Annotated in this window: 22 protein-coding genes; all 22 read right to left on the bottom strand. The window is 57.8% G+C overall.

Annotated features, from left to right (window positions below):
* Positions 1-6 precede the first annotated feature (6 nt).
* Positions 7-984, bottom strand: a complete 978-nt coding sequence (locus ACFOFO_RS11645; RefSeq protein ID WP_390322266.1) for a type II secretion system F family protein — start codon at positions 982-984, stop codon at positions 7-9.
* A gap of 13 nt (positions 985-997) precedes the next feature.
* Positions 998-2,365 (bottom strand): CpaF family protein, encoded by a 1,368-nt coding sequence (locus ACFOFO_RS11640; RefSeq protein ID WP_390331576.1) that lies wholly within the window; start codon positions 2,363-2,365, stop codon positions 998-1,000.
* Between the two features lie 293 nt (positions 2,366-2,658).
* Positions 2,659-3,828 (bottom strand): AAA family ATPase, encoded by a 1,170-nt coding sequence (locus ACFOFO_RS11635; RefSeq protein ID WP_390331574.1) that lies wholly within the window; start codon positions 3,826-3,828, stop codon positions 2,659-2,661.
* A gap of 100 nt (positions 3,829-3,928) precedes the next feature.
* Complete coding sequence (locus tag ACFOFO_RS11630; protein ID WP_390322263.1) at positions 3,929-4,510, bottom strand: TadE/TadG family type IV pilus assembly protein; 582 nt, start codon at positions 4,508-4,510, stop codon at positions 3,929-3,931.
* Positions 4,511-4,518: 8 nt separating this feature from the next.
* On the bottom strand, positions 4,519-5,016 hold the full coding sequence (locus tag ACFOFO_RS11625) for a TadE/TadG family type IV pilus assembly protein (RefSeq protein ID WP_390331573.1): 498 nt from the start codon (positions 5,014-5,016) through the stop codon (positions 4,519-4,521).
* 5 nt (positions 5,017-5,021) lie between these two features.
* Positions 5,022-6,527, bottom strand: coding sequence for a pilus assembly protein TadG-related protein (locus ACFOFO_RS11620; protein ID WP_390331572.1), 1,506 nt, complete (start codon positions 6,525-6,527; stop codon positions 5,022-5,024).
* A 37-nt stretch (positions 6,528-6,564) separates the two neighbouring features.
* Positions 6,565-6,855, bottom strand: a complete 291-nt coding sequence (locus ACFOFO_RS11615; protein WP_390322258.1) for a hypothetical protein — start codon at positions 6,853-6,855, stop codon at positions 6,565-6,567.
* A gap of 10 nt (positions 6,856-6,865) precedes the next feature.
* Positions 6,866-8,512, bottom strand: coding sequence for a type II and III secretion system protein family protein (locus ACFOFO_RS11610; protein ID WP_390322257.1), 1,647 nt, complete (start codon positions 8,510-8,512; stop codon positions 6,866-6,868).
* Positions 8,513-8,539: 27 nt separating this feature from the next.
* Positions 8,540-9,409 (bottom strand): Flp pilus assembly protein CpaB, encoded by an 870-nt coding sequence (gene cpaB / locus ACFOFO_RS11605; RefSeq protein WP_390331570.1) that lies wholly within the window; start codon positions 9,407-9,409, stop codon positions 8,540-8,542.
* Between the two features lie 86 nt (positions 9,410-9,495).
* Entirely contained in the window at positions 9,496-10,812 is a 1,317-nt protein-coding gene (locus tag ACFOFO_RS11600; RefSeq protein ID WP_390331569.1) for a P-loop NTPase family protein, read from the bottom strand.
* Between the two features lie 85 nt (positions 10,813-10,897).
* A complete protein-coding gene (locus ACFOFO_RS11595; RefSeq protein ID WP_390322255.1) occupies positions 10,898-11,503 on the bottom strand; it encodes an A24 family peptidase in 606 nt (201 codons plus the stop codon).
* Positions 11,504-11,617: 114 nt separating this feature from the next.
* Positions 11,618-11,821: a Flp family type IVb pilin gene (locus ACFOFO_RS11590; protein ID WP_390322254.1), complete on the bottom strand. Its 204-nt coding sequence runs from the start codon at positions 11,819-11,821 to the stop codon at positions 11,618-11,620.
* Positions 11,822-11,989: 168 nt separating this feature from the next.
* Entirely contained in the window at positions 11,990-12,193 is a 204-nt protein-coding gene (locus ACFOFO_RS11585; RefSeq protein ID WP_390322253.1) for a Flp family type IVb pilin, read from the bottom strand.
* Between the two features lie 166 nt (positions 12,194-12,359).
* Positions 12,360-12,563 (bottom strand): Flp family type IVb pilin, encoded by a 204-nt coding sequence (locus ACFOFO_RS11580; protein WP_390322252.1) that lies wholly within the window; start codon positions 12,561-12,563, stop codon positions 12,360-12,362.
* 168 nt (positions 12,564-12,731) lie between these two features.
* On the bottom strand, positions 12,732-12,878 hold the full coding sequence (locus ACFOFO_RS11575) for a Flp family type IVb pilin (RefSeq protein ID WP_390322251.1): 147 nt from the start codon (positions 12,876-12,878) through the stop codon (positions 12,732-12,734).
* Positions 12,879-13,486: 608 nt separating this feature from the next.
* On the bottom strand, positions 13,487-16,399 hold the full coding sequence (locus tag ACFOFO_RS11570; RefSeq protein WP_390322249.1) for a sensor domain-containing protein: 2,913 nt from the start codon (positions 16,397-16,399) through the stop codon (positions 13,487-13,489).
* A gap of 1,042 nt (positions 16,400-17,441) precedes the next feature.
* Positions 17,442-18,128 carry a response regulator gene (locus tag ACFOFO_RS11565; RefSeq protein ID WP_390331567.1) on the bottom strand — a complete coding sequence of 229 codons (687 nt, stop codon included), beginning with the start codon at positions 18,126-18,128 and terminating at the stop codon, positions 17,442-17,444.
* Positions 18,129-18,139: 11 nt separating this feature from the next.
* Positions 18,140-19,810, bottom strand: coding sequence for a sensor histidine kinase (locus ACFOFO_RS11560; protein ID WP_390331566.1), 1,671 nt, complete (start codon positions 19,808-19,810; stop codon positions 18,140-18,142).
* Positions 19,811-20,837: 1,027 nt separating this feature from the next.
* Positions 20,838-21,599 (bottom strand): enoyl-CoA hydratase, encoded by a 762-nt coding sequence (locus ACFOFO_RS11555; protein WP_390322244.1) that lies wholly within the window; start codon positions 21,597-21,599, stop codon positions 20,838-20,840.
* Between the two features lie 384 nt (positions 21,600-21,983).
* On the bottom strand, positions 21,984-23,180 hold the full coding sequence (locus tag ACFOFO_RS11550; RefSeq protein WP_390322243.1) for an acetyl-CoA C-acyltransferase: 1,197 nt from the start codon (positions 23,178-23,180) through the stop codon (positions 21,984-21,986).
* 98 nt (positions 23,181-23,278) lie between these two features.
* Positions 23,279-23,659 (bottom strand): endonuclease domain-containing protein, encoded by a 381-nt coding sequence (locus ACFOFO_RS11545; RefSeq protein WP_390322241.1) that lies wholly within the window; start codon positions 23,657-23,659, stop codon positions 23,279-23,281.
* 416 nt (positions 23,660-24,075) lie between these two features.
* Complete coding sequence (locus ACFOFO_RS11540) at positions 24,076-26,475, bottom strand: 3-hydroxyacyl-CoA dehydrogenase/enoyl-CoA hydratase family protein (protein WP_390322240.1); 2,400 nt, start codon at positions 26,473-26,475, stop codon at positions 24,076-24,078.
* Positions 26,476-26,669 lie beyond the last annotated feature (194 nt).

The raw sequence follows: 26,669 nt of genomic DNA, 5'->3' as shown, positions 1-26,669 counted from the left end.
CCCGGATCAAACCCTGATGCGGATCACTTTGCGCATCCAGACGATGCCGAACAGCATGAACACCGCCATCCAAACCAACAATTTCTTGCCAACCGGATCGGTCCACAGTAATTTCATAAATTCGGGATTGATGAGGCTCATCAAAGCGGCCAGCGCAAACGGCAGCAGGCTCAGTATCCAGGCCGACAGACGTCCTTCGGCCGACAACACGCGGATCTGCCCGAACAGCTTGAGCCGCTCGCGTACGATGGTCGCGATGTTGCCGAGTAGCTCGGTCAAATTGCCACCGGTTTCGCGCTGGATCAGCACCGCCACCACAAAGTAACCGATATCGGTGCCCGGCACGCGGGCCGACAGATTAATCAGCGCATCCTGCATCGACACGCCATAATTCACCTCGTCGAACACGATGCGAAACTCGCCGGCGATCGGGTCAGTCATTTCTTCACCCACCATCTGGATCGCTGACGGCAAGGCATGGCCGGCCCGCAAGGCCCGACTCAGCAAGTCCAGCGCGTCCGGCAATTGTTCCTCGATGCGCGTCAAGCGTTTGCGGCGTTTGCGCACCACCCACAACCAGGGCAAGGTGGCGGCGGCGGCGGCGACCACTAACGTCACGATTGCAGGCGCATGAAACATCAACAGGACCAACAACGCCACCACAGCGCAAGCGGCCGAAGCCAGACCGAACTGCGACACATTCAATGTCGAGCCGGACTGCTGCAGCAGTCGGTCCAGGTTATGCACGCGCCGGATCTGCAGCAACAGGCGTTGCATATCGGGCGATTCACTCAATAGCCGCTTCTTCAAAATCGAAACGTCGCTTTGCGCGCTATGGCTGCCGGCCGACATCGCCTGCAGGCGACGCGCAATCCGCTTGGCTTCCGGCCCGCGCGACGAATTCCAGGTCACGTACACGCCTTCGATCAGCAATACCACCGCGACAAAAATCGCCAGCCCAAACAGGATGTAGAGATAGTCCATGTCAACCTCCGGCTCAGCTCTTTACTTCGTAGACGCGGGACGGATCGAACAGCGAATCCGGCAGCTCGATGCCATGCACCCGCAGGCGCTCGTAAAAGCGCGGCCGCACGCCAGTCGCGCAGAAATGTCCGGACACCGCGCCGCTGGTGGTGATGCCGGTCTGGCGGAAGCTGAAGATTTCCTGCATCGTGATGATGTCGCCTTCCATCCCGGTAATCTCCTGGATGCTGACCACCTTGCGCTTGCCGTCCGACAACCGGGCGATCTGCAGTACCACTGTGATGGCCGAACTGATCTGATGCCGCGCCACTTTCGATGGCAGATTCAGGCCAGCCAGTCCAATCATGTTTTCCAGCCGGGTCAGTGCGTCGCGCGGCGTGTTGGCGTGAATCGTTGCCAGCGAACCCTCATGACCGGTATTCATCGCCTGCAGCATGTCGATCGCCTCGGCACCGCGCACCTCGCCCAGGATGATGCGATCCGGCCGCATCCGCAATGCATTCTTGACCAGCGAGCGTTGCGTGATTTCGCCCTTGCCTTCGATGTTCGGTGGTCGCGATTCGAGCCGCACCACATGGGGTTGCTGTAGCTGCAGCTCGGCCGCATCTTCGATCGTGACGATCCGTTCGGTGGTACCGATAAAGCTCGACAGGATGTTGAGCATGGTGGTCTTGCCGCCGCCGGTGCCACCCGAGATGATCATGTTGACCTTGGCCTTTGCCAGCCCCCGCAGCAACTGCGCCATCTCTGGAATCAGGCTCTGATATTCGATGAAGTTATCCATCGTCAGCGGCTTGGCGGCAAAGCGGCGGATCGACATGATCGGACCGTCGATCGCCAACGGTGGAATGATCACGTTGACGCGCGACCCGTCCGGCAGCCGGGCATCGACCATCGGGCTCGATTCGTCGACCCGGCGGCCGACACGCGACACGATCTTGTCGATGATCTTCATCAGGTGCGCATTGTCATTGAAACTGATGTCGGTGGTTTCCAGTTTACCGAATCGCTCGACAAAAACCTGCTTGTGGGTATTGACCAGGATGTCGGAAATCGTGGGGTCCGACATCAATAATTCCAGCGGTCCTAGCCCCAGCATCTCATCCTGAATGTCGCGCACCAGGTTCTTGCGCTCGACGTCGTTGACCACGACGTTTTCGGCATTCAGCAATTCACCGACCAGATTCTTCAGCTCTTCGCGCAGTTGCTGCTCGCTCAGGCTTTCCATCACCTGCAGGTCGATGCGCTCAAGGAGAGTGCTGTGGATCCGCATCTTCAGCGCGCGGTAGGCGCGATGGTCGTTCGATCGGCTATGCAGGCTGGTCACACCGGCCAGGCCCGCGTCGTTTTCATTGGTTTCCAGTCGGTCTCGTAATGACATGATGCATCCTCTTTGTGCTTATGCCGCGGTAGTTCGCTGACGCTGGCGGCTGGTTCCGGTGTGTCACGTGTTTGATGCTGATTTCAATCCTGGACCTACGCAAACGAGACAGAAAGCAGGATGGATGCAACCCATCTTTCTCCCTTGTCGCTTAATGATGGGTTCCACCCGTCCTACAAAATTACGCATTTTGCGTAACTCCCACAAAAATATACTAGTCCGTGTATTTGCAGAAACCCAATGAATACGAGGGCACTACGGTATTTTTTGCCTATACTCCTTCATATTCACCATCATGCGCGCTTGAATACGCGTGTAATCCAGCTGCCGCCGTCCTGCTCCGGTTCGCGCGCCAGTGCCTCACTCCACTCCTGCAACGTCTTGGTGATTGGGCTATTGCGCGCCAGTTTGGCAATCGGAATGCCCTGGTTGACCGACGTGGCGGCCGCGTCGTAGTGATTCGGCACCGTATACATCACCTTGTTGCCGAGTGACTGTTCCAGATCCTTGAGCCCGATGTCGCCGCCTTTTTCGAAGCGGTTGACCACCAACTGGACCTTGTTCTTGGCGTAATCGAGCGTGCGGAACACGTCGAGCAATCGCTTGCCATCGCGAATGAAGGGCAGCGTGATCTGCAACACCGTAAAAATCATGTCCGCATGATCCAGTGCCTTGATGGTCTGCGCGTCCAGATTGCGGCCGACGTCGAGCACCACAAAATCGTACTGATGACGTGCCAGCTTCAGCAGCGCATCGATGTGGTCCGGTTTGACTTCCATCCCGTGCGCCGGGTCCTCGGGTGCTGCCAGCACGCTCAGATTACGATCGACGCTGACCATGCTCGCTTCCAGCAAGGCCGGGTCTAGCCGGTGAATGCCGCGCGCCACATCGGTCAGGGTCGTGGCTGGCTTCTGATCGGACAGGAATAGCAGCGCATCACCGAATTGCAAATTGAGATCGATCAGCGCGACCTTCTTGCCGCCCTGGGCCAGTGCATAGGCCAGATTCGCGGCCAGGAAGGTGGCGCCACTGCCCCCCTTGCAAGAGATGAAGGACAGAATCTTGCCCTGCTTGCGCGGTGCAAAACCGAGCTTGTGCTGAATCCGGTCGAGCGCGGCCTTCAGCGCCTCGGCATTGATCGGTGACGGCAACACCTCGCGCACGCCGGCCCGCATCGCCTGGATCAGGAAATCCGGCGATTGCTGCTCGCACAGCACGATGAAGGCCATATTCGGATACAGATGGCCGAGCTGCTCTAGCGGCTCCAGATCGCTGCGCCCGTCGCATGCACTGTCGACGATCAAAACGTCAGGTACCGTTTGATTAATCCGCGATGCCAGCACCTGAAGTGATCCTTCGACGGCGTTAATACTGGCAGCAAAAGAGACACCATGCACAGCATCGACGATCGCGTCCAGATGCTTTTTACTGGGGGAAATCACCGTGATATGAAAATCATTCATGGCCGTCACCTTGCTCATACTTTCTTTATCTACGATGGATAACATGGGTTTGTTCATTTTTCCCGCCTACAGTCAGATTGTTAACGACGCTGTCTTGACATCATGTCCCGCTGAAGCCCAAGCTCTCCACCGGCATCCGTACAGTCGATATCGGAATAGGGATGCTCAGGCTCAACGTCGACAACGACCCTGCTCCGGCAGAAAGAAAGCCGATCAAAGGAACAAACGGAATTGGCTCACATGCACCCGCCGTGCATACCTTTACTTCAACGTAACGAATGCAACTATCGGTTCTCGTTGCATCCAGGCAGGCTGAAATGTTGTCACCGGGGTCGAGCGGCATCACGGCTGGCACCGTTCCGGCTGCATTCAGATATTGGATGTTGATATTGGCATTGCTGACTTCAGCAGACGCAGGCAGCGTGCCGTCCGAAGTGCGAAACACTGCCAGGCGCTTGATAGCCGTAATTGCGGTGGCGTTAGAAAAGTCGGTGACAACGGCCATTCGCGCCGCATTGCGGCTCACTTCTTGTACCGTATTCCACAGATAAATCAGACGCCCGAACTCGAGCGTGCCGAAGAACAAAACCAGGAAAATCGGGAGAACCAACGCGAGTTCGACCGCAGCCGCACCGCATTGGGATGGCATGGCTTTTATTGAGGCAAAAGATGGCGTTTTCATTTGGGCACTCAATTCATGTAACGCATCGTGGTATAGGGCGACAGAGGGATATTGCCGAAGCCGCCCCCATATACCTTGATAAAAGGAACCATCGCGCCGATGGCGATATTAAATCCGGTAATGCTGACCCTGACATTCGCCGGCGCGGTGCCGTCGACACAGCCGACAACACTGAAACCGGGGGATGGCCCGAGGCACTCGACCAACACATTGGTGGCGACGTCCAGATTGGGACTGACTCTGGCGGCATTTGCCGCAGTCGCGGCAATACTTTGAGCAGTCCCCACGCCGCTTGAGTTCAGACTTGCGACAGGCCAGCTGGACATCAACCGGGCGCCATCCCGCGTCGCCTTGGTCAGCGCATCGGCATACCAAAACACACGGCCGAATTCGATGATGCCGGCGATAATGAACATCATCACAATGATCAAGAATGCCAGTTCGACCGCAGCTGCGCCGCATTGCATGCGCATCGACGCGTTCGATGGAAAATTTTTTGTCCGCATGGTGGTCACCTGTAGAGCTTGATCTCAGCGGTGGGGATCGGATCGATCAAGCCGGCAAACTCCGCTTGCAGCTTCTGTGGAGACCCGGAGAGGTCCGCCGGCACTTGCATGAAAAAGCGACCGATGCCCAATATCGGAATTGACTGGCAAGATCCGCTTCCGGTGACGGCAGGACAATTTGCAATCGCCAGATGCAGTACGCGCCGTTTGGCTGTACCGGGATTCGTTGTCGGTGCCAGGAAATAATTGCTGCCACTGGGCTGCGAGTAAGGTGATTCAGTCGTCCCCGCAAGACCACCCGGATAAGTCGTTTCAGCACTCAAGGCGGGACTGGGGTATAGCTTCGGCCAATCTGCCGGCGTAAACGGGGCGCCAGGTGTAGCGTTCGGCGAAGTGCCTACGGCTTTCACTGCGCGGCTGTATGACCACAACACGCCATAATCATCCTTGGTCGTGATCCCGGCCAGGTTAAAAGTTTGGCGGGTATTTGGTGTGGTCAAGGTTGCCGGATCCATCCACGTGTTGGGAAACGCTGCCGAATTGACGGGCGACATCTTCGGGCATGATGACGATGTGCATGGATAATCTCTGATGTTGATATCCGGTGGCGCCTGCGCTGGTATGCAGACCGAAGGGCCACTATAGTCATTGAATCGGGAGTTCAGCGCCGCCTGGATTTTGCCCGCCGATAGCCCCGTGTTGCCATACACGGTCCCTGATGTTGAGACAATTACAGCTGATGACCCGCTGCAGATAAATGGTGCGGTAGTATTGGCGCTGGCACTGGACGGGTTGCACGGGTTCGGGTACACGTCAACCGGGTCCAGCAGGTAAGGATTAGATGGCCCGCCCAGCGGGCCTAATTCAAATACGTTATAACTTACCCCGCGCCTGAATCCGAATTCGGTCAATTCGTTATCCGGACCAGGCGGAGTGGTGGGCCTGGTCCCGCCTTTATTAAGATCGATCGCACACACGCCAATGGGTGTGACATCATTGACAAACCGCCCCGCCACTGCCATCCCGAACGTCGACGTGTTGGTACTGGTCGCACTTGCCGTCAGCGCCGGCACCATCCGCATGAAATAAGAGGTCAGGCTGGCAGATGGAATATTCACCTTCAGAAAGGTTTTATTCGAGGCCAGCGCATTGGACGTCACGCTACTTGCCAGCACCATACACGCATCAGCGGGGCAACTACCTACCCAGATATTGCTCGCAGATGTTGTGATACTCGTGTTGCCATTAAAAGAAAATGACGTCCTGTTTTGCCCTGCAATCGCGTTCGCTGTTGCGACGGCCTTATTCACGCCGGCCTGTGTTTGATCAAGATCCTTCGCGCCCGCCAGCGCCGCCGCATCGGCGGCGTTCTGCAACTCGGTGCGCACCACATAAAGGCGCCCCAGGTCCAAGGCGAATCCCATGCAAGCGAACAAAACGATCAACGATAGGGCGAACATGATCGCAATGGTGCCGCTCTGACGATGTTGCGCGATGAATATTCGCCTCATGATTACAAAACCTCCGTATTTTTATTGTCAGTCCGAATTACTGACTCTGACCGCTGCCCACGCCGATGGTGAATACGTTGGCCGGCGGCGTCGGTGCCTTGAACGATTTGTTATAGAGCTCGATTGCCGAGTGTGCCGCCTGGCCGTCCATCGCCGGGTTATTCGGGTTGCTGGAAGCGTCGGGATTGAGAACCTGCTGCGCCATCAATACCTTGACGCTGTCGCCGAAATGGCTGTCGTAGGTCGGTGTGGTCGCGACGCAACCGGTAAGCACGCCGATGCCGATGCTGCCTGCCACCCATTTCAGAACGGTCGATGTCGTTTTCATCTTGGTCTCCTTATTTCATCTCAAAACCGGAAGGGCCGGCGTTTTGCTGGCTCGGCTTTGGCGCCGCAGTGTTGGCACTGGTAGCTGTCGTTGTCTTTGGTGTCGCTTGTGCATCCGGGGCCGAGCCCTCCATTTTTCCGCCAAGGAAGAATTCGGCGCGATTCGGTTGGATGAATTGATCGGTCGGCAACGCATAGTCCGGCGGCAGCGGCTTCACCAGATGCGGCGTGATGATGAACACCAGCTCGGTCCGGTCGGTCTGGAAGTCGCTGCTGCGGAACAGGGTGCCCAGTACCGGCACTTCACCCAGCACCGGCAGTGCCTTGATGTTTTGCGTCACGTTGTTCTTGATCAGGCCGGCAATGGCAAAGCTCTGGCCGTCGAACAGCTGCACCGTAGTCGAAGCGCGACGCGTCGTGATCAAGGGCAGCACCGCTGTGCCGCCGGTGGCAGCCGCACTAATGCCGACCCCTTCACGCGACAGCTCGGATACTTCCGGCGCCACGCGCAGATTGATACGGCCGCCATTCAGTACGGTCGGCGTGAAACGCAGGCCGACACCAAACTCCTTTTCTTCCAGCGTAACTTTGAGTATGCCGTTGCTGTCGCTTTGCGAGACCGGGATGAAGATCCTGCCGCCAGCGAGGAAGCTGCCCTCCTGTCCGCTGATCGCCATGATGGTTGGCTCGGCCAGGATCTTGACCAGGCCGTCCTTGTTCTGCGCATCCAGCGTGACGAATTCGCCGGTAGTGGTCTTGGTCAGATTCAATACACCGGCACTGCTGGTCAGGAAATTGGATACCAGGCTCGCGGCCCAGTTGCCGCGATGCAAAGCGGCGGAGAAGTTGACGCCGAGCTGGTCGAGCAAGGTCTTGGATACTTCGGCCACTTTCACTTCCAGCATCACTTGCTGCGGCGCGGCCACCGATAGCATGTTGACGATCCGTTCGTTGCCCTTGTCACCGCCCGCGCCTCCCGCAGCACCGCCACCCGCCTTACGCACATAGGCATTGGCGATCGACATCGCCTTGTCGGCGGCAATCGCATCGCTGACGCTGCCGCTGAGCACCAGCGAGTCGGCTGCCGCGCCGATTCTGATGTTTTTTTCCTCCGGCATCAGCTGGCTCAGTTTCGACTGCACCGCGGCGGTGTCAACGCCGACCGATACCTCGACCATCGCGCAGCGCCCTTCCCGATTCTGAAACATCAGGTTGGTGGAGCCTACTTTCTTCCCGAACACGAAGAACATTGCACGCGGATCGCGCGACACGGTCGGTTCCACCTGTACCACTTCAGGATCGCCGATGGTGCGCAGCCAGGCCGGCGACGGCAAATGCAGCTGCTGCAAATCGAGCAGGCCAGACTTGCCCTCGGGCAGATTGACATTGGCGGCCGGCGCAAATTCGCCCGAGCACACCGGCACGTTCATCGCGCGAGGCGCCGCCGCCGACTTGGCCTGCGGGTCCGACGCCTTCAGGACCGGGTTCTGCATCGCGATCTTCGCCGATCCTTTCTGCGGTGCGGCGTTGGTCAGTGCAGCGGTCTCGGCAGCAGGCTGCGCATGGGCCGGCAAGGCCAGCGTCGCCATGACGCCGGTCGTCGCGACCGCGAACAACAGCCGGTTGCGCCCGATGCAATTCCTGTTTTTATTGTTCATGCTTTCCCCCTATTTTTATGCACGTTTTTAGTAGCACTGGGTCATGCGACCGGAGCCCGTGATGACTTGCTGGCATTGTTCTAGCGCTGGTTGATATTCCGCGACTCTGATCGCCGGCTTTCTCGGTTTGGAAATTTTCAGTACCGCTGGCTTGACGGCCGGGGCTGCTTCCGGCGTGGCGGTGTTGGTCGCGTACAGCAAGGTTTGCTTGGTCGCACCTTCCGTGACGGTTGGTTTCAGGTCGACCTGGTTACGCAGTACCAGTGACAGCTGGCCGACGCTACGGGCGAGGTCCAGCTTTTCCGCCTGCTCGGGTGTCACTTCGAGCGTGACCGCGGTGACGACCTTGGGCTTGGTGTCGTTCTGGCTGGATTCTTGCGCGACTGCCAGCACCAGGATGCGTTCCAGCACCAGCTTGGAAATGTTCTGATCCTTGTTGGTGGCGGTTTTGCTGCGTTCATCCTGGGTGCTGACGAGGATATCGACGAAGTTCCCCGGCAGCGCAAAACCGGCGACGCCGATCACGTCGTTGACGCGCACTGTCATCGCCCGCTTGCCGTCGGCCACCACCGCCGACAGACCGCCGGTCGCACCGACCGGGGCCAGCTTGGTTTCTATCAATGGTTCGCCGCGCTGCAGGCTGACCCGGGTCACCCTGGTGTCGAGTGCCTTGAGGTCGGTAAAGCTGCCGCTCGGCACGCTGCCGGCAGGCCAGTCGGTCAGGCGGATCATGTCGGGCGTCAGGCGGGTGCCCAGGTTCACGTCCGTCGCCACCACCACCACCTTGTTGGTACTGAGCGTGGCTTGCTGGGATATCCAGCGCGACGCCAGCACGACCGCCGACAGCGCGGCAAGGATCGAGACCCCGATCATGACAAATGCCCTGGTGTTTTTCATATATCCCCCTGCGTTCTTCGGTTAATCGATCCGGTGACGGTGGTGTCGAATTACATCTGTGGTGGTGTGGCTGTACTAGCCGCAATCTACCCGTTCGGCATGAAGTAATTGCCCCACGCCCAGTCCATTGCGTCCGCAGTCAGCGACGGCAGGCGCCCCTCATACAGCGCCAGATCGCGGACCTGGCCCAGCAGGTCACGCGGGTAGCAGGCGAGCAGCGCGCGGCCTTCCTTGTAGTGATACTCATGTAGCAAATAATGCAGCGCAGAGTCAGAAAACGGGATCGCCAACTCGCTGCATACCTGGCGAAACACCTGCCGATACTGTTGCTCGTTCAGCGGCCCGATCTCGATCTTGTAACCGAGCCGGCGCAGGAAGGCCTCATCGGCCAGCTCCTTCGGATCTTGATTGGATGAGAACACCACGATCACATCGAACGGAATCTGAAACTTGTAGCCGGTATGCAGGGTGAGGTAATCGCGACGGCGGTCGAGCGGCACGATCCAGCGATTCATCAGGTCTTGCGGCGACACCAGCTGCCGTCCGAGGTCGTCAATGACGAACACGCCGTTGTTGGCCTTGACGTGCGGCGGCGCCTGGTAGTAGCGAGTGCTGTCGTCAAAATCCAGATCGAGCGTGTCGAGAGTCAGTTCGCCGCCGCTGATCGCAATCGGCCGCAGACAGGGCAGCCAGCGCGCGTCGGACACACTCTTGCGATCGAGATTGGCGTTGACCACGGCTTTTTGCATCTTCAGTTGATGCACGTGTGGGTCGTAGACCTGGATGACCTCGTTATCGACTGCTATTGCATAAGGGATCGCGATATAGTCCGACAGCAGGCGTGCCAGATTTTCGGCAATATAAGTTTTTCCGCTGCCGGCCGGGCCGTAAATCATGATCGCGCGCCCGGAATTCATCGCCGCGCCGAGCTGATCACGCACCTTATCGTGCATCACGAAGTCGCCGTAACCGGCCTCCATGACGGTGCGGGTATAGCGTACGTCGCGGATCGACTGGCGCAAAATTTGCGCGGCGTAGGCGTCCAGGCTGACCGGCGCCGGTCCCGCGTACTGGCAACGATTCAGGAAGTCGCTGGCGCGCGCGCGTCCGGTATCGGTCAACTGAAAAAAGGTGCTGGCGCTGGTGTCACCCCGGCTGGACAGCTCGCACAGGTGCTCGGCGCGCATGAAGTCGAGCAAGGACTCCAGCACGACCGCATGCAATTTGACGTGGCTGGAAAGGTCGGCCAGGCTCATGCGGCCGCGCAGGAACAACACCTTGCACAACAGCTCGGTCAGGAACAAAAAATCAAGACCGGTTTCCTCGACCGTGCGCGGCGATTGCGGCAGCGTGGACGGCGTGCTCGTGCCATCGCCACTGGCGGCCAGGTTCATGGTAGTCATGACGCTCCTCCCTGCTGCTATTATCGGGTTGGTGGCTTAGGTGCTTGCTGCGGCCGCCAACGGGCTTATTGGTACTAAATTGGTACTAAAGGAATTTCAGGAAATTCATATTGCCGCCGCGCTGCAGCGCGATGTAAATAAACGTACCCGCCGCAATCGCGATCCCATAAGGCAGCTTGCCGGCCGATACTGGTGCTGCGTCAAGTGTCGGCATTTCACGTATTGCCACCTTGAAAATACTTCCCCACAGCATGGTGCGCACATTGACCAACAGCCGCCCCATGCTGCCTCGATACATGGTGATCATCAGAGCCAGAACGCCACCCACGATAAAGGTCGTGATGATGGTGCCAACAATCGCATTCGGCCCTAGAAAGGCACCGGCCATCGCCGTCAGTTTCACATCGCCGGCCCCCATGCCCTTCAACACGTATAGCGGCAGCATGATCACCAAACCTAAGGCCATGCCACCCAATGCCTTGTTAAAACCGAGTGCGCCGGTCAGCGAACTGACAAATCCATAACCCAGTGGCAACACACTGTTGAGCAGCAATCCGAGCCCGGCGCCGGCTAACACCAACCAATTGGGAATGCGGTGACTCTTCACATCGCTCCAGACCGCAACTAGTAACAGCGCGCACAGCAGGCCGATCACGATGACGGCATTTAGGGTCGGGGTTAAATAGTCCATTTTTCTCTCTGTCATTCCGTATTGTCGGTAACACTTTCTTTTAAACCTGCGCCATCCCAACACTTTTATGAGCTAGCCTTCTGAGAGGCGTGTGCATAAACAGTTACCAAGCGGTTACGTGCAAGGGGTGAAGCTGGGTGGTAACGTATAAATATTGGTTGCCACTGCGGTAGCTAAACCTTGGAAAACGCCACAGAGATCTTTACCAAGTACTGTGGCGCCAGCGGCGCCTGTGAGTGCGATTAGCGCCCCCAGCAATGCATATTCGACAGCGACGGCGCCTTCTTCATCTTGCATAAATTTCTTGATGGCATTCATTGGAACCCCCTTAAATTTACTGGACTTACCCTGCTGCCACCGACCGCAGTGCGTGGTTCGGATTTCTTACTGAATTACTTTGCGCTTAACGACATTGTTTGAAACTTTATCGCTTGCACCCAACCCGCCTGTCCTCTTGGCAACAGACGAGTGGAGTACATATTAAGCTTACGTGCACGCGGTAAAGGAGGTTGGCACCGTGATAGGAGTAGCCATGAGTGCATCGCCGATGCCTTTGAACACACCACAGATATCTTTACCCAACACCGTGGCACCGGCAGCGATTGCGAGCGCGATCAATCCTGCGAGCAACGCATACTCAATGGCAACCGCACCTTCTTCGTCCTGCATAAATTTCTTGATGGCATTCATTGGACCCTCCGTAAATTCAATAGACTTACTCTACCGCCGCCCCCCTGTGCGCGGTGCGGATTTTTTGTTGACTCACTTTGCGCTTAACGGCATTGTTTGAAACCGTATTGCTTGCACCCCACCCGCCTGTCCTCCTGGCAACAAACGAGTGGAGTACATATTGAGCTTACGTGCACGCGGTAAAGCTGGATGGCACAACGACAGGATTAGCCATGAGCGCTGCACCAATGCCTTTGAACACACCACAGATATCTTTACCCAGTACCGTGGCGCCCGCAGCGATTGCGAGCGCGATCAATCCTGCGAGCAACGCATACTCAATGGCAACGGCACCTTCTTCGTCTTGCATAAATTTCTTGATGGCATTCATGATCATTTCCTTTTCAGATTTAAGAGTTAACGTTTCTCAAGGCTTTGTGGCAAGCACTGCTCGGCGGATTGTTGACCGAATCTGTAACCTTGTGGGGTACAGTCCCGGGGGACCTTCCGCTACTTCACACACCTATCCCATCGCCGCAGCGAGGAATTGGAACAAGCCTCATATGCCTTTGCCCAGTGCAAGTAGCGCAATCACACAGACTACGGCGATGAGCGAAACCACGAGCGCGTATTCGGTAAATGAAGTACCTTCCTCTTCCCTCAAAAAACGCGTGAGGGCAGGTGGCAGATACTCATCTAAACGCATACTTTGCTCCTGATGGTTTTTTCATGGCTTCGCTTGGCTTGTCTCAGTCGGCAACAACACCCGCGCTGATGAATGAACTATAGGCGCGCTGGTGTGCACATACATCGGATAAACGTCCCTTTCTTTTTAGTACAACTCGCCTCTTTTTTACTGCAGCGGGCAGGACTTTTGTCCTAGTGGGCTGTAACAATGAATTCGGCAGAGATGCGCTTACGGGCTGGGCGCGGTGAATGCGCTACTAGATGGTATGGACGCCTCTCCCCTTTCGGGGAGATACGTCCATATAAGGCGACTCAGGACGAACGGATATCCGGCGTTTTGACATATAAATTGCTGCCAATGCAAACGTTACGGTCTGTTGTGGTCGTGCGAGCCCACTTAGGTATGTGTACGAAATAAGTTGCGGATTTGTTCCAGGTCTGACGGGCCGTTGCATTGATTGGAAGTTGGTCTGCCTGGCCAAAGCGGAACTGCATGACAAACGTAACGAGATGCGCAGTGCTTCCTTCTCTCGCAAGGGGGGAGAAGGAGCAGTTCATAGCATGGCGATCATGTGGCGATATGATAAGTCACCAAAACCAGACAGTAGCGCCGCCCCACCCGCTTGGTTATGGGCTAACAGAGGAATTTAGGACCTTCATTTCAGAGGGGCCGCCCGCGCGCCGCGCTGCCTTGGAGGGCTGTGACTTGTGCTGATTGTCGATGAGAGTCATCCGTGGATGGAATTTCTCAGCGAACCAGAGCGGGTTCTGGTGGCGCTCCCACACCAGTTGGGCAAAGGCATCGGCGGGAAGGGGCCGGCTGACGATGTAGCCCTGGATAACGTCGCAGCCGTTATTGCGGAGGAATGCTAGCTGGTCATCGCTCTCCACCCCTTCGGCAATGACACGGAGTTTGAGGCTGTGGGCCAGTGCTATGACGGCCTGGCAGATGGCGATGTCGTCTTCGTCGTGAGGTAGGCCGTCCACGAAGGATTTGTCGAGTTTTAGGGCATCGATGGGAAAGCGCTTGAGGTAGCTTAGGGATGAATAACCGGTGCCGAAATCGTCCACGTCGATGTGCACTACACCCTTGGCGCGGATCTGCATGAGCATATCGACGGCGTATTTGGGGTCGTGCATCAGCATGCTCTCAGTAACTTCCAGCTCCAGGAACCGAGGATCCAGCCCCGTTTCTTCGAGAATCCGGGCGATGGTGGTGCATAGGTTGTTGCGCTGCAGCTGCCTACCGGAGAGATTCACGGCGACGTTCAGGGAGGGCATGGCGGCGTCCTGCCAGGAGCGAATCTGGGTGCACACGGTTTTCAGCACCCATTCGCCCACCTGTTCGATCTGGCCGGTCTCTTCCAGAATGGGAATAAATTCGCCCGGCGAAACGAGGCCCCTGTCCGGGTGTTTCCAACGCAATAGAGCCTCGGCACCAATGATCACCCCGTTCTCCAGATCGACCTTGGGCTGATAATAGACGACGAATTCTTCCCGCTCCAGGGCACGGCGCAGACCACTCTCCATTTCAAGCCGGCCCGCGGTCAGGGTGTTCATTTCCGGGGTGAAGAAGCGGTAGCCGTTACCTCCTTCCTGCTTGACACGATACATGGCGGTGTCGGCATACTTGAGGAGATTCTCAGCGTTACTGCTATCCAAAGGGTAAATGGTGACGCCGATGCTGGGGGTGATGAAGGTCTCCTGGCCGCTCAACAGGATCGGTGGAGCTAGGGCTTCGACGATCTTGGCGGCGACGATGGCGGCGTCTTCCGGCTTGTTGATCTCCCCCAGAATCACGGTGAACTCGTCGCCCCCCAGGCGAGCCACGGTGTCCACCTCCCGCACGCACTGCTTCAGTCGTTCCGACACTTCACGCAGCAGAATATCTCCCGATTCGTGGCCCAGGGTGTCATTGATGGTTTTGAATCGATCCAGGTCCAGGAACATTACCGCCACCATGCCCTTGTGCCGTTCCGCGCGGGCCAGCGCTTGGTTGAGGCGATCACGGAACAGGTCCCGGTTGGGCAAAAGGGTTAGGGCGTCATAGTGGGCCAAGACCTGCAGTCGGGCTTCTGCCTGGCGGCGCTCAATGGCGATGCTGGTCAGGTGGGCGGCGACCCAGATCAATTCCCGATCATGGGGCGGCTGGTCGGACGACTTGCGGTAGTGTGCCACGATGAGCCCCAGCAGGTTCCTTGTGGAGGATCTGATGGACACCGCAAAGCAGGTCTGTATGCCCCTTCTGGATAACAAGTTCCTATATTCCGCCCAGGCCGGATTGACCTCGATGTTCTCGATCACGCCGCTGAATTCGTCCGATAGGCCATGCTCCTGCAGGTTCCCTCGTTTTCTGACGTCTGCGAATACCTTACCCACGGCTGCTCGCCCCTGATTGAGGATGGCATCAGTCACGGTGTGGGGCAGGCTGGGGCCCGTGGCACACAATAGATCACTATCTTCGCTACCTTCCCGGAACAGTATCGCGCAGAACATTTGCCCGGAAAGCACTTCCACATGGCGCGCCAGAACGTCCAGGGCTGCCTTCAGGGGGGTTCCGCAGACGACCATTTCAAGCACCTCTTTCTCCGCCGCCAGGAGCGATTCAGCCCGCTTGCGCTCGCTGATGTCGCGGAAGCTCGAAACCCGCCCCACAACGTTTCCGTCCACGTACTGGGGCCGGGAATTCCACTCGAATAGGCGCCCGTCCCGCAACTCGAGGACGGCGCCGTGATCCACTTCGATGTGCTTGGTCAGATCCTTCTGCGTGGTAAAAAACGCCTCCGGATCCCGCAGCTGTGCCGCCAGCGTGGACAGAGTTTCGCTGTCGGCCACGCCGGTAATGGCCGACCTAGGCAAGTTCCATAAATCGACGAAGCGTTGGTTGGCAACGACTACCCGGCCGAGGACATCGGTGGCGAAAATTCCGTCGGCTGTGGATTCGAGAGTAGCGGAGAAGATGGACAAGGATTTGGCCAGCCGCTCCTCCGTAGTCTTGCGCACGGCGATTTCCTGCAAGGCCAGATGGAAGGCGCGCATCGGCACGAACTTGAGGGCGACGAAGGTCACCAAGCCGAGCAGCAGCCCCGGGACGAGCATTAAGAGCGTAACGATCAGGAGCGGCAGCAAGGAACGGCTCAACTCTAGCTGCCAGATACCCCTCTTGCCCTGGTTCAGGGTCGCGGTCCGGGTTATGAGGGGAGGGCTCAGGTCACGATTCTTTTCGACCAACAGCTGCTTGTCCGCGCCGGTGATGCGGATGTTGACTTTATCCCCCAGCCAGGCCAGGGACTCTGCGAGCTCTTGCGGGGAGTGGAGTTCCGCCCCCGTGCGTCCAGGACGCATGCGAGATTGTTCGGAAATGTCATGGACGCCGATCTGGAGCGCCGCCTCCAACGGGGCGACCTCGCTCTGGTAGCCGATGGCGAGAAAGATAATGGGCACCAGCAGGGTGACGACCGCGCCTCCCATCCAGGCAAGGCAGGCGATCGCTCCCGGCAGTTCGGGGTGCGACTCATGGGGAGGGGGCGCGATGATCATGGATTAGGCGAGAATCGAGTCGGCATTTGGAAATTCCTTCCCTGGCATCGGGTCCACGATACGACGCCTCGGCGCTGCGGTAGCAGAGCATTGCGGGTATGTGCATTTGCCGCTGACGATTCCGACACAGCTTCTTTTTCTCATTGCCCTCAGGCGTATTCGATAAATGAGGCACCTGCCTGTTCCCACAAAAAATCCGTGAGTGCCGGCGGCAGATATCCGTCTAAACCCATACTTTGCTCCGAATAGTTTTTTCATGGCTTTGCCTGGCTTGTCTCAGTCGGCAACAACATCCGTGCTGAAGAATCAACTATAGACACGTCTGTATTCGCATGCATCGGATAAACATCCTTTTCTTCTTAGTACAACCCACCTCTTTTTTACCGCAACGGACAGGATTTTTGTACTAAGTAGCCACGCAAAATGTGTGTGTGATCAGGTTGACGAAAAACCGAAAAAAGTAGGGCGCGCCATGCGCACCATGGCCGTCCGTGGCTGCATTGGTGCGCGTGGCGCACCCTACTTCCTTCCATTTTTTGTTGCTTCCATCTATTAAAATGCACAATTAATTATGAGCAGGTATTTAGTGCCCGTACAAGCCCGCTAGTGCTTGAGCGTGCTGGCGACGGGAGGATCTGCGTTTTTTTGTGCTGCTTTGGGCGATGGCTGCGCGAATTCTCGGCGCTTCTCAGCGCGCTCAAATCGTCAGCTATAGATCCGGAACGAATAGTGTTGGAACCGTGCTGGAACGTGGTTTTTTGTAGGAGCGCACCTGGGCGCGATCGGATTGCGATTGGCTGCGTAGCTTGGTAATTATGCCGCTCTGCGTGAGCTGTGGGTGTTCGCGCCCGGGTGCGCTCCTACAAGGCTATATAAATTAACGAGTTGCAAAGATGTGTGCATAGATTAGCCCAGAGGGAGACGGAGAACACAGCAGCCCGGAAAATCAAACCTTTTCCGGGCTGAATCAATGGGCGCGGCTGCGAACGATTGTCCCCGCCGCGAGAATTACCAACGCCTGCTATGTCTACGAGAACCGCACTCAGGAAGCGCACTTCCCAAATTGATGTTTGATCGCATAGACGTACAATTCAAGCCGATTGCTTACGCCCAGCTTCTGGTATATCGACGTCAAATGGTTGCGCAAGGTGTGGTCCGATATGAAGAGCCGTTGCGCAAGCGCTTTATTCAAGGCGCCCTTTCCCTCGACAATCGTGTCGATGATTTTTCTTTCCTTGGGTGTAAGCGCCGCTTTCTTTTCCGCTTCGGGGTCGGGCTTGCGCGTCGCCTTGGGATTCATGAACTCGCCGAATACTCTGCCGAGCATTTCATGGTCGAGCCATAGCTCGCCTTGATGCACTTTTTCGATCGCCTTCAGGACTTGTTCCGCCGATGCGTCCTTGCGCACCACACCTCGCGCGCCGCGAAGAACCGCCAGGTCCAGCGTCGCCTGTTCGCGCGTGCCGGTTAAAATCAATGCGCGCGATACGCCGTTCGCCAGCAGGGCGGGAAGAATATCGAGCGAGCATTTTCCGCCAAGGTCGAGATCCAGCAAAATTACATCGGGAGCCAGCTGGCCGATTTGCGCCAGGGCTTCGTCGCAATTACTGGCGGTCCCGACCACTTCCATCCTGGAGTTTTCGCCCTCGATCAATCTTGCCAATCCCCACAGCATCGTCTTGTGATCGTCGATAAGCATCACGCGTATCGTTTTTTCGGCCAGCATCATTGTTCCCCTGTTTAAACTGGTATTTCGATGTGTACGGCTGTACCGCCGCTCGACCCTTGCTCCACGTACGCCTTCCCTCCCAGCGCGGCGGCCCGTTCCGCAATCGAGCGTGGCATGAACTCGGTTGCCTGCGCGCCCAGGCATTCATTTTCGATCTGGATATTGAGCCACCCGTTTGCGCACTTGAGTTTGACGAAGCCACGTCGCGCGCTGGTGTGTTTGCGGATATTGCTCATCCCCTCGCTGACCACCTGGAAGACCTCCGCAGCCAGGCGATCGCACATGTCAAGCTCGCCCTCCATGCTGACCGCGATATCGATTCCGTAGAATTCCCTGACGTGTGCCGCTTGCCGGCGCAGGGCCACAAGAAATACCGGTTCGCTTAGCCCCAGTCCGTTTTTAAATGTCCCGGCATAGCGGCGCAGCTCGCCTACCACCTGCGTTGCCATTGCCGTTAATTTGTCGAGATCTTCGATCAGGGGATTATCGGCGGCAGCTTTATTGCGCACGGCGCTTAGTCCGTGTTTCAAGCCTATATAGGGCTGGATCGTGGTGTCATGCAGATCGCGTGCAATCTTTCGCCGCTCCCGTACGGCAGCTCCCGAAGCCAGCCGGTCCAGAAGCTCGATGTTCTCAATGACCGGAAATGCTTGCGCCGTGATATGACTCAAAAACAGTGCATCCGCTTTGCTGAACCCATGTTTCGAGGACACGACATAAATACGGCCCTCGCCTTTTCTCAACGACAAAGGCGCGGTGATAAAGGAACGCGCTTCCAGCAGCTCGGCCAAACTCTCGCCTGGTTCGCCAACGCGTTTGATCCATCTGACTTGCGCATTGCCCAGCGTCCGGGATCCTCCGGTCCGGGGTAGCGCCGGCCAGAGCGGGCGGTTGTAGACGACGATCTGCTCCTGCGGAAAAGCCATGAGCGGCGACGCCGCTTCTGCACTGATCCGCTCTGCATTGATCGATCGCCCTGCATGGTCTTCCATTGCTGTACGCAGTGACCAAGTCGCAGACTCAATGTCCCGCATCACCAGAATGCAGCTGCTGGCCTTAAAAAACGCCCGCGTCTTTTCCAGGACCGAGGCGATGGTGTGATCGACCCCGAAGCGCGGATTCGACAACTGGCTGACATCTCGAAGCAATGCCAGTCGGCGTTTTTGCGCTACTTCCGATCCACCCCAGTACGCGATCATGTAGCCGAGCGCAAGCAGGAAGGTGGTGCGCAACAGCAGCCGGGAGATTTCGGCTTCCGTCATGGATACCAGGCCGGTGACGGCGAACAGCGCTGATGAAGCGAGGGTTATTCGCGCGCCTTCTTCAAAACCCCAGCGAAAAGACGACGTGAGGATGGCGAAGAAAAAGAAGAGGAAGAAAAAGCTGTTGCTGCCACCGGTAAAAAAAACGATGAGCGCATACCAGCCAACATCCAGCCAATGGATCATCTTGCTGTGCAAGAACGGCTGATCAAGCTGCGAAAGAACGTAAAGAACGATGCTGTGTAGGGTATAACCACAAAACACCAGCTGGGTGAGGCCAGTAACGTCGTCTACACCTTCCGGATCGATAAAAATCGTCAATACCGCTGCAATAGACAGCACCAGCCGCATCCTGCCGACCATCGAGGCATCTGCGGCCTCCCTAGCAAGCCGCGAGCTTATTTCGATTTCATAGTTCACAAGGTATCCAGCGAGTGTTCGTGTGCTTTTATCGGAAACAACATGGATGTAGTGTTTCACTGATGCAAGCATGTTTCGTTGACGAAACGCAAGTCGATTGAGAAAAGTCCATCCGTCTGTCAGATTCTGTCCACAGCAACAGGTGAAATGTTACCGTGGTCAGAATTCTTGTCATGTTGGCAGGAAAGATGGGCGCAGGCCTTAGCCAGGTCCAAAGCACGGCTCATTTCCAACTGCGTGGAAGACCACGCTGCTTTTCACTCCCGCACGCACAAAGTGTTGCATTGTTAAAACATAACTTATTGATAAGCATCAAGTAGTGTCATTTGTTAACAAAGAGTGCGTGCGGGCACCGTGCGCTCTGCGGCAGCAGAGTGATGGCTGGTATACGGGGAGCGTTTGGCACAGATGAGCCGCGCTAGAGCGCAGCGGGTGCATGATGAGGACTAAGAAAGGTGGTGTCGGTGGTTTTTTTACAACAGACGCTATTGATGGCGTCCAGGGGCTGGCGTAGATGCTCCTTCCCCTTCAAGTGGAAGGTTGGGATGGGGATGGGTTAGGAGCCGTGCTTTGATAACCCATCCCCACCCCGGCCCTCCCCTTGAAGGGGAGGGAGAAAACGGAGCGGGGCTAGGTTTGGATACCCATCCCACCCCGGCCCTCCCCTTGAAAGGGAGGGAGAAAACGGAGCGGGGCTAGGTTTGGATGCCCATCCGGTGTCCGGGGCTGGCGTAGATACTCCTTCCCCTTCAAGGGGAAGGCTGGGATGGGGATGGGTTAGGAGCCGTGCGTTTGATAACCCATCCCCACCCCGGCCCTCCCCTTGAAAGGGAGGGAGAAAACGGAGCGAAGCTAGGTTTGGATGCCCATCCCCACCCCGGCCCTCCCTTGATGGGGAGGGAGAAAACGGAGCGAAGCTAGGTTTGGATGCCCATCCCCATTCCGGCCCTCCTTCATTAGACAAGCTCAGGACATGCTTGAAGGGGAGGAAGAGATCGGCACTGGGACGGGTGCGAGCGACAAATTCTTACGCGAACTTCTTGAAATCCGGTTTGCGTTTTTCAAAAAACGCGGTGAACGCTTCTTTCGCTTCCGGCGCGGACAGCATGGTGCGGAAATGCTTGGCTTCTTCCGCCATCTGGGTCTCGATCACATTCATATTGTGTTTCATCAGGCGCTTGGTCATGCGGATCGATGATGCCGGCAACGCGACCAGTTTGGCCGCTTGCTGGGTCGCGAATGCCTGCAATTCATCTAGCGCGACGACCTGGTTGACCAAGCCCATCTCGCGTGCCTCGTCGGCCAGGAACACCTCGCCCAGCATCAGCTTTTCTGCCGCACGCTGGTAGCCAACTATATTGGGAAACAGCAGGCTGGACGCGGCCTCCGGGCACACGCCGAGCTGCGCAAACGGCAGCGAGAATTTGGCGTTATCGGCCGCATATACCAGGTCACAATGCATCAGCAGCGTGGTGCCGATGCCGACCGCTGCGCCGGACACCGCGGCGACGATCGGCTTGGTGGCGTGGCTCAGGTTCCAAAGAAACTGGAACACCGGCGCGCTATCGCTTGTCGGCGGATTTTTCAGGAAGTCTTCCAGATCGTTGCCGGCCGTGAAGATTTGCGGCTTGCCGCTGAACAGGATGGCGCGAACGGACGCATCCGCGTCGGCATCCTTCAGCGCATCGGTCATGGTCTGGTACATAGCGGCCGTGATTGCGTTCTTCTTGTCTGGCCGGTTGAATTCGATATGCAACACACCGTCTTGCTTGCTGGTCAAAATATCCATAAGTCTCCTATTAATAATGGTGCGCCGAAATGGCCAGCGTCATGTGATTTATATTCGTAAAAAAGCGGTGCAGCTTCCCCAAGGCGATTGCATGAAGATCGTTGCTGGCTAAGGCTTCTCGCACCTTCCCCCTGCAAGGGGGAAGGTTGGGATGGGGGTGGGACGGTCAATCGGCAAAGTGCATCATTCATCGACCGCACTACCCCACTTCCAGGCGTATCCGCTTGCAGGCGGATACCACTCCGCAGGCAGGAGGCATGCCTCCTGAATTCCCTGCTGCGCCCCTAACCCCCTGCAAGGGGGAGGGAACTGGACCCGGCAGCACCAATGTTCATGCGATTCTACGTGCGATTGCCCTGACGGCTTCCCGAGTGCTACTGCATTTTACATACGTTCAAAAATACCGGCAGCGCCCATGCCGGTGCCGACGCACATCGTCACCATGCCGTATTTCAGATTATTGCGACGCATCGCGTGGATCACGGTGGCGGAACGAATCGCGCCGGTCGCGCCGAGCGGATGGCCGAGCGCGATTGCGCCTCCCATCGGATTGACCTTGGCCGGATCGAGGCCCAAGTCCTGGATCACGGCCAGCGATTGCGCTGCGAACGCTTCGTTCAGCTCGAACCAGTCGATCTGATCTTGCGTGATGCCGGCGGCGCGGCAGGCTGCCGGGATCGCTTCTTTCGGACCGATACCCATGATTTCCGGCGGTACGCCCCTGACCGCGAACGACACGAAGCGCGCCAGCGGAGTCAGGTTGAATTGCTTCAGGATTTTTTCGCTGACGATGATCAGCGCACCGGCGCCGTCCGAGGTCTGCGAGCTGTTGCCGGCGGTGACCGAACCTTTGGCCGCAAACACCGGCTTGAGCTTGGCCAGGCCTTCCAGCGAGGTATCAGGACGCGCGCCTTCGTCCTGGCTGACGGTGCGGGTCTTGATGTCGATCTGGCCGGTGGCTAGATTCGGGAAACGCTCGACGATCTCGACCGGGGTCATCTCGTCGTTAAAGAAGCCGGCCTGCTGCGCCGCCAGCGCCTTCTGGTGCGATGCCAGCGAGAACTGGTCCTGCGCCTCGCGCGAGACCTTCCATTGCTGTGCGACCTTCTCGGCAGTCAGACCCATGCCGTAGGCCATGCCGATGTTCTCGTCCTTGAAGATGCCCATGTTCATCGACGGATGATGACCCATCAGCGGCACCATCGACATCGACTCGGCACCGGCGGCGATCATCACATCAGCCTGGCCAACGCGGATGCGATCGGCCGCCATCGCCACCGCGGTGATGCCGGATGCGCAGTAGCGGTTGACCGTGACGCCGGCCACGGTCTTCGGCAAGCCGGCCAGCAGCACGCCCATGCGCGCCAGGTTCAGGCCTTGCTCGCCTTCCGGGAACGAACAGCCGACGATTGCGTCTTCGATCAGCTTCGGATCGAGGCCTGGCACTTGCGCCATCGCCGACTGGATCGCGTACACCAGCAGGTCGTCCGGTCGCACATTCTTGAACATGCCGCGTGGCGCTTTGCCGATGGGTGTGCGCGTGGCAGCAACGATGTAGGCGTCTTGAAGTTGTTTGGTCATTTTGTGTACTCCTTGTTTAAGCTCCCTCCCCTTCAAGGGGAGGGTTGGGGTGGGGATGGGCATCCGAGCCTAGCTCCGCTCCGTTTTCTCCCTCCCCTTCAAGGGGAGGGCCGGGGTGGGGATGGGTCACGAACTGGGTGTAAAGCGCCCCAAATCACTTGAACAACCGCATCCGTCTCATTTAATACTTCGTTATTCCAAAATCGAAGGACATGGAAGCCTGCGTCGTGCAGTTTTCCGGTCCGTAGTTCATCGTGTTCTTTTTGCTCATCATGCTGGGAACCATCGACTTCAATCACCAGGCGATGTTCCAGACATACAAAATCCAATATATAGTTTTCAAACGGGTGTTGACGGCGAAATTTTGCTTCGAGTTGGCCACCTCGCAGACGCTGCCATAGCTTTTTCTCAGCGTCGGTCAAGGTCTTTCGCAAATCTGGTGCGCGGGATTTTGCGAAAGCGTTGGTTTGTCCGTGCATTTTTTAACCCCCTTTTTAAGCCATTTTTAACCCATCCCCACCCCAACCCTCCCCTTGAAGGGGAGGGAGTTGTTCAACGCTTCGCGGGAGATAAGCTCGCAATCCCCACCCCGACCCTCTCCCCTTCGACAAGCTCAGGACATGCTTGAAAGGGAGGGAGTCGTTCAACGCTGCGCGGGAGATAAGCTCGCCATCCCCACCACGGCCCTCTCCCCTTCGACAAGCTCAGGACATGCTTGAAAGGGAGGAAGTTGTTCAGCGCTGTGCGGGGGCTAAGCGCGCCATCCCCACCCCAACCCTCCCCTTGAAAGGGAGCGAGTCGTTCAGCGCTGCGCGGGGGGCTAAGCGCGCCATCCCCACCTTGGCCCTCCCCCCTTCGACAAGCTCAGGACATGCTTGAAAGGGAGGGAGCCTGCTTAGTTCCGCACTGGTTTGCCGGTCTGCATCATGCCCATGATCCGTTCCTGGGTCTTCGGATGGTTCAGCAGTTCGATGAAGGCCTTGCGCTCCAGGTCGAGCACCCATTGTTCGTTGACGACGCTGCCCTGCTCGACTTCGCCGCCTGCGACGATCTCGGCGATCATCGCGCCCAGCTTGTAGTCATGCGCAGAGATGAAGCCGCCGTCGCGCATGTTGACCAGTTGCGCCATGATGGTGGCCATGCCGTAACGGCCGGTCACCGCGAATTGCGCTTTCAACGGCGGGCGATAGCCGGCGTCGAACATGGCGCGCGCCTCGACCTTGGCCACGTGCAGCAATTCATACGGATTGAACACGATCACGTCGTCGTCCGACAGGTAACCCATCTTTTGCGCTTCCAGCGCCGATTTGGACACGCTGGCGGTGGCGGCGTTGGTGAACGAAGCCTTCAAAAATTGCAGGATATCGTTGCCCTTGGCGCTGGCGGCTGCGCGTACTGCGGCTTCCTTCAAGCCGCCGCCGGCCGGGATCAGGCCGACGCCGACTTCGACCAGTCCGATATAGGATTCGATCGACGCCACGCGTTTGGCCGCATGCATCAGCAACTCGCAACCGCCGCCCAGCGCCAGGCCGGCAACCGCCGCGACCACCGGCACGTTGGCGTATTTCAGCGCCTGGTGCGCGTTTTGCAAGCGTGCCACTTCCGGCTCGATCGCCTTGGCGCCGCCGGCCATGAATACCGGCAGCATCGACTGCAGATCGGCGCCGGCAGAAAACGCGCCGCCTTCGGCCGCATCGGCATGCCAGATCACCAGGCCCTTGAAGTTCTTTTCAGCCTCTGCGATCGCCTTATACATGCCGTCCACGACGCCGGCACCGATCACGTGCATCTTGGTCTTGAACGACAGGATCAGGATGTCGTCGTTCTGATGCCAGATGCGTACCGATTCGTCCTCGAACACGGTGATGCCGGCGGTGGTGCCATTGGCGACGCCATCCCCGACCACCGCAGCACGGAATGCCTGACGCTGATAGACCGGCAGCTCGGAGCGGGCGACCTGGGTGTTCTTGCTGGCGGAGTACGAACCTTGCGCGTCGTGCACGCCGCCGTTCTGTACAACCTTGCCGTCAAATACCCAGGCCGGCAGCGGTGCGTTGCACAGCGCCTTGCCGGCTTCGATGTCTTCCTTGACCCAGGCCGCGATCTCCTGCCAGCCGGAGGCTTGCCAGGTTTCGAACGGGCCGACGTTCCAGCCGAAGCCCCAGCGCATCGCGAAATCGATGTCGCGCGCGTTGTCGGCGATGGTGTCGAGATGGAACGCGATGTAATGGAAGACGTCGCGGAAAATCGCCCACAGGAACTGTGCCTGCGGATTGGTCGATTCGCGCAGCGCCTTCATGCGCTTGACCGGGTCCTTTTCTTTCAGGATGCGGGCCACGATATCGGCCGCCTTGGCGCCGCCGGCGACGTATTGACCGGACGCGAAATCGAGGCGCTGGATGTCCTTGCCGACCTTCTTGTAGAAGCCGGCGCCGGTCTTCTGGCCCAGTGCACCGGCCGCCACCAGCTTGGCCAGCACCTCCGGTGTCTTGTAGACCGCAAAGAATGGATCGCTGGCCAGGTTGTCCTGCATGGTCTTGATCACGTGACCCATGGTATCGAGTCCGACCACGTCGGCGGTGCGGAAGGTGCCGGACGATGCGCGACCGAGTTTCTTGCCGGTCAGGTCGTCGACCACGTCCACCGTCAAACCGAATTTTTCCGCTTCGTAAATCGTTGCCAGCATGCCGAAGATGCCGACGCGGTTGGCGATGAAGTTCGGCGTGTCCTTGGCGCGCACCACGCCCTTGCCGAGCGTTGTGGTCAGGAAGCCTTCGAGCTGGTCGATGATTTCCGGGCGGGTGGCGACGGTCGGGATCAATTCCACCAGATGCATGTAGCGCGGCGGGTTGAAGAAATGCACGCCGCAGAAGCGCGCCTTCAGTTCGGCGTCGAAGCCTTCGGCCAGCGCATTGATCGACAGGCCGGAGGTATTCGATGCAAAGATCGCGTTCGGTGCGATGTACGGCGCGACCTTCTGGTACAGGTCGTGCTTCCAGTCCATCCGTTCGGCGATCGCTTCGATGATCAGGTCGCAGCCTTTGAGCACCTCGAGATTGTCTTCGTAGTTGGCCACTTCGATGTAAGCGGCATCATCCTTGTTGCCGAGCGGCGCAGGGTTGAGTTTTTTCAGGTTCTCGATGGCGCGCAGCACGATGCCGTTCTTGGCACCTTCCTTGGCGGGCAGATCGAACAGCACCACCGGCACCTTGGCATTGACGCAATGGGCGGCGATCTGCGCGCCCATCACGCCGGCGCCGAGCACGGCGACTTTCTTGACGATGAAATTGGACATGGGATTATTCCTTTATGTTCGTAGCGAATATTCCCTCCCCTTCAAGGGGAGGTTAGGGGTGTAGCAGGGATTTCGTGGAGCATGCTCCACGCCTGCGGAACGGCACAGGCTTGCAAGCCTGTGTGCGCCCTGCAAGGGGGGATGGGTTTCATGCGATTGCGTTATACCCATCCCCCACCCAACCTCCCCCTTGA

The organism is Pseudundibacterium arcticum, from assembly GCF_042646465.1.
In the GTDB taxonomy this organism is placed as follows: domain Bacteria; phylum Pseudomonadota; class Gammaproteobacteria; order Burkholderiales; family Burkholderiaceae_D; genus Undibacterium_A; species Undibacterium_A arcticum.
The sequence above is the reverse complement of the archived record's forward strand: the minus strand, read 5'-3'. Positions and strand labels throughout refer to the sequence as shown.

What these genes read in the sequence shown, in the direction of transcription:
- ACFOFO_RS11610 (WP_390322257.1), bottom strand. Translation starts at nt 8,512, where the DNA reads ATGAACAATAAAAACAGGAATTGCATCGGGCGCAACCGGCTGTTGTTC.
- ACFOFO_RS11635 (WP_390331574.1), bottom strand. Translation starts at nt 3,828, where the DNA reads ATGAATGATTTTCATATCACGGTGATTTCCCCCAGTAAAAAGCATCTG.
- ACFOFO_RS11595 (WP_390322255.1), bottom strand. Translation starts at nt 11,503, where the DNA reads ATGGACTATTTAACCCCGACCCTAAATGCCGTCATCGTGATCGGCCTG.
- cpaB (WP_390331570.1), bottom strand. Translation starts at nt 9,409, where the DNA reads ATGAAAAACACCAGGGCATTTGTCATGATCGGGGTCTCGATCCTTGCC.
- ACFOFO_RS11620 (WP_390331572.1), bottom strand. Translation starts at nt 6,527, where the DNA reads ATGAGGCGAATATTCATCGCGCAACATCGTCAGAGCGGCACCATTGCG.
- ACFOFO_RS11645 (WP_390322266.1), bottom strand. Translation starts at nt 984, where the DNA reads ATGGACTATCTCTACATCCTGTTTGGGCTGGCGATTTTTGTCGCGGTG.
- ACFOFO_RS11625 (WP_390331573.1), bottom strand. Translation starts at nt 5,016, where the DNA reads ATGCGGACAAAAAATTTTCCATCGAACGCGTCGATGCGCATGCAATGC.
- ACFOFO_RS11600 (WP_390331569.1), bottom strand. Translation starts at nt 10,812, where the DNA reads ATGACTACCATGAACCTGGCCGCCAGTGGCGATGGCACGAGCACGCCG.
- ACFOFO_RS11565 (WP_390331567.1), bottom strand. Translation starts at nt 18,128, where the DNA reads ATGATGCTGGCCGAAAAAACGATACGCGTGATGCTTATCGACGATCAC.
- ACFOFO_RS11590 (WP_390322254.1), bottom strand. Translation starts at nt 11,821, where the DNA reads ATGAATGCCATCAAGAAATTTATGCAAGATGAAGAAGGCGCCGTCGCT.
- ACFOFO_RS11545 (WP_390322241.1), bottom strand. Translation starts at nt 23,659, where the DNA reads ATGCACGGACAAACCAACGCTTTCGCAAAATCCCGCGCACCAGATTTG.
- ACFOFO_RS11570 (WP_390322249.1), bottom strand. Translation starts at nt 16,399, where the DNA reads ATGATCATCGCGCCCCCTCCCCATGAGTCGCACCCCGAACTGCCGGGA.
- ACFOFO_RS11630 (WP_390322263.1), bottom strand. Translation starts at nt 4,510, where the DNA reads ATGAAAACGCCATCTTTTGCCTCAATAAAAGCCATGCCATCCCAATGC.
- ACFOFO_RS11550 (WP_390322243.1), bottom strand. Translation starts at nt 23,180, where the DNA reads ATGACCAAACAACTTCAAGACGCCTACATCGTTGCTGCCACGCGCACA.
- ACFOFO_RS11615 (WP_390322258.1), bottom strand. Translation starts at nt 6,855, where the DNA reads ATGAAAACGACATCGACCGTTCTGAAATGGGTGGCAGGCAGCATCGGC.
- ACFOFO_RS11580 (WP_390322252.1), bottom strand. Translation starts at nt 12,563, where the DNA reads ATGAATGCCATCAAGAAATTTATGCAAGACGAAGAAGGTGCCGTTGCC.
- ACFOFO_RS11540 (WP_390322240.1), bottom strand. Translation starts at nt 26,475, where the DNA reads ATGTCCAATTTCATCGTCAAGAAAGTCGCCGTGCTCGGCGCCGGCGTG.
- ACFOFO_RS11585 (WP_390322253.1), bottom strand. Translation starts at nt 12,193, where the DNA reads ATGAATGCCATCAAGAAATTTATGCAGGACGAAGAAGGTGCGGTTGCC.
- ACFOFO_RS11640 (WP_390331576.1), bottom strand. Translation starts at nt 2,365, where the DNA reads ATGTCATTACGAGACCGACTGGAAACCAATGAAAACGACGCGGGCCTG.
- ACFOFO_RS11575 (WP_390322251.1), bottom strand. Translation starts at nt 12,878, where the DNA reads ATGCGTTTAGATGAGTATCTGCCACCTGCCCTCACGCGTTTTTTGAGG.
- ACFOFO_RS11555 (WP_390322244.1), bottom strand. Translation starts at nt 21,599, where the DNA reads ATGGATATTTTGACCAGCAAGCAAGACGGTGTGTTGCATATCGAATTC.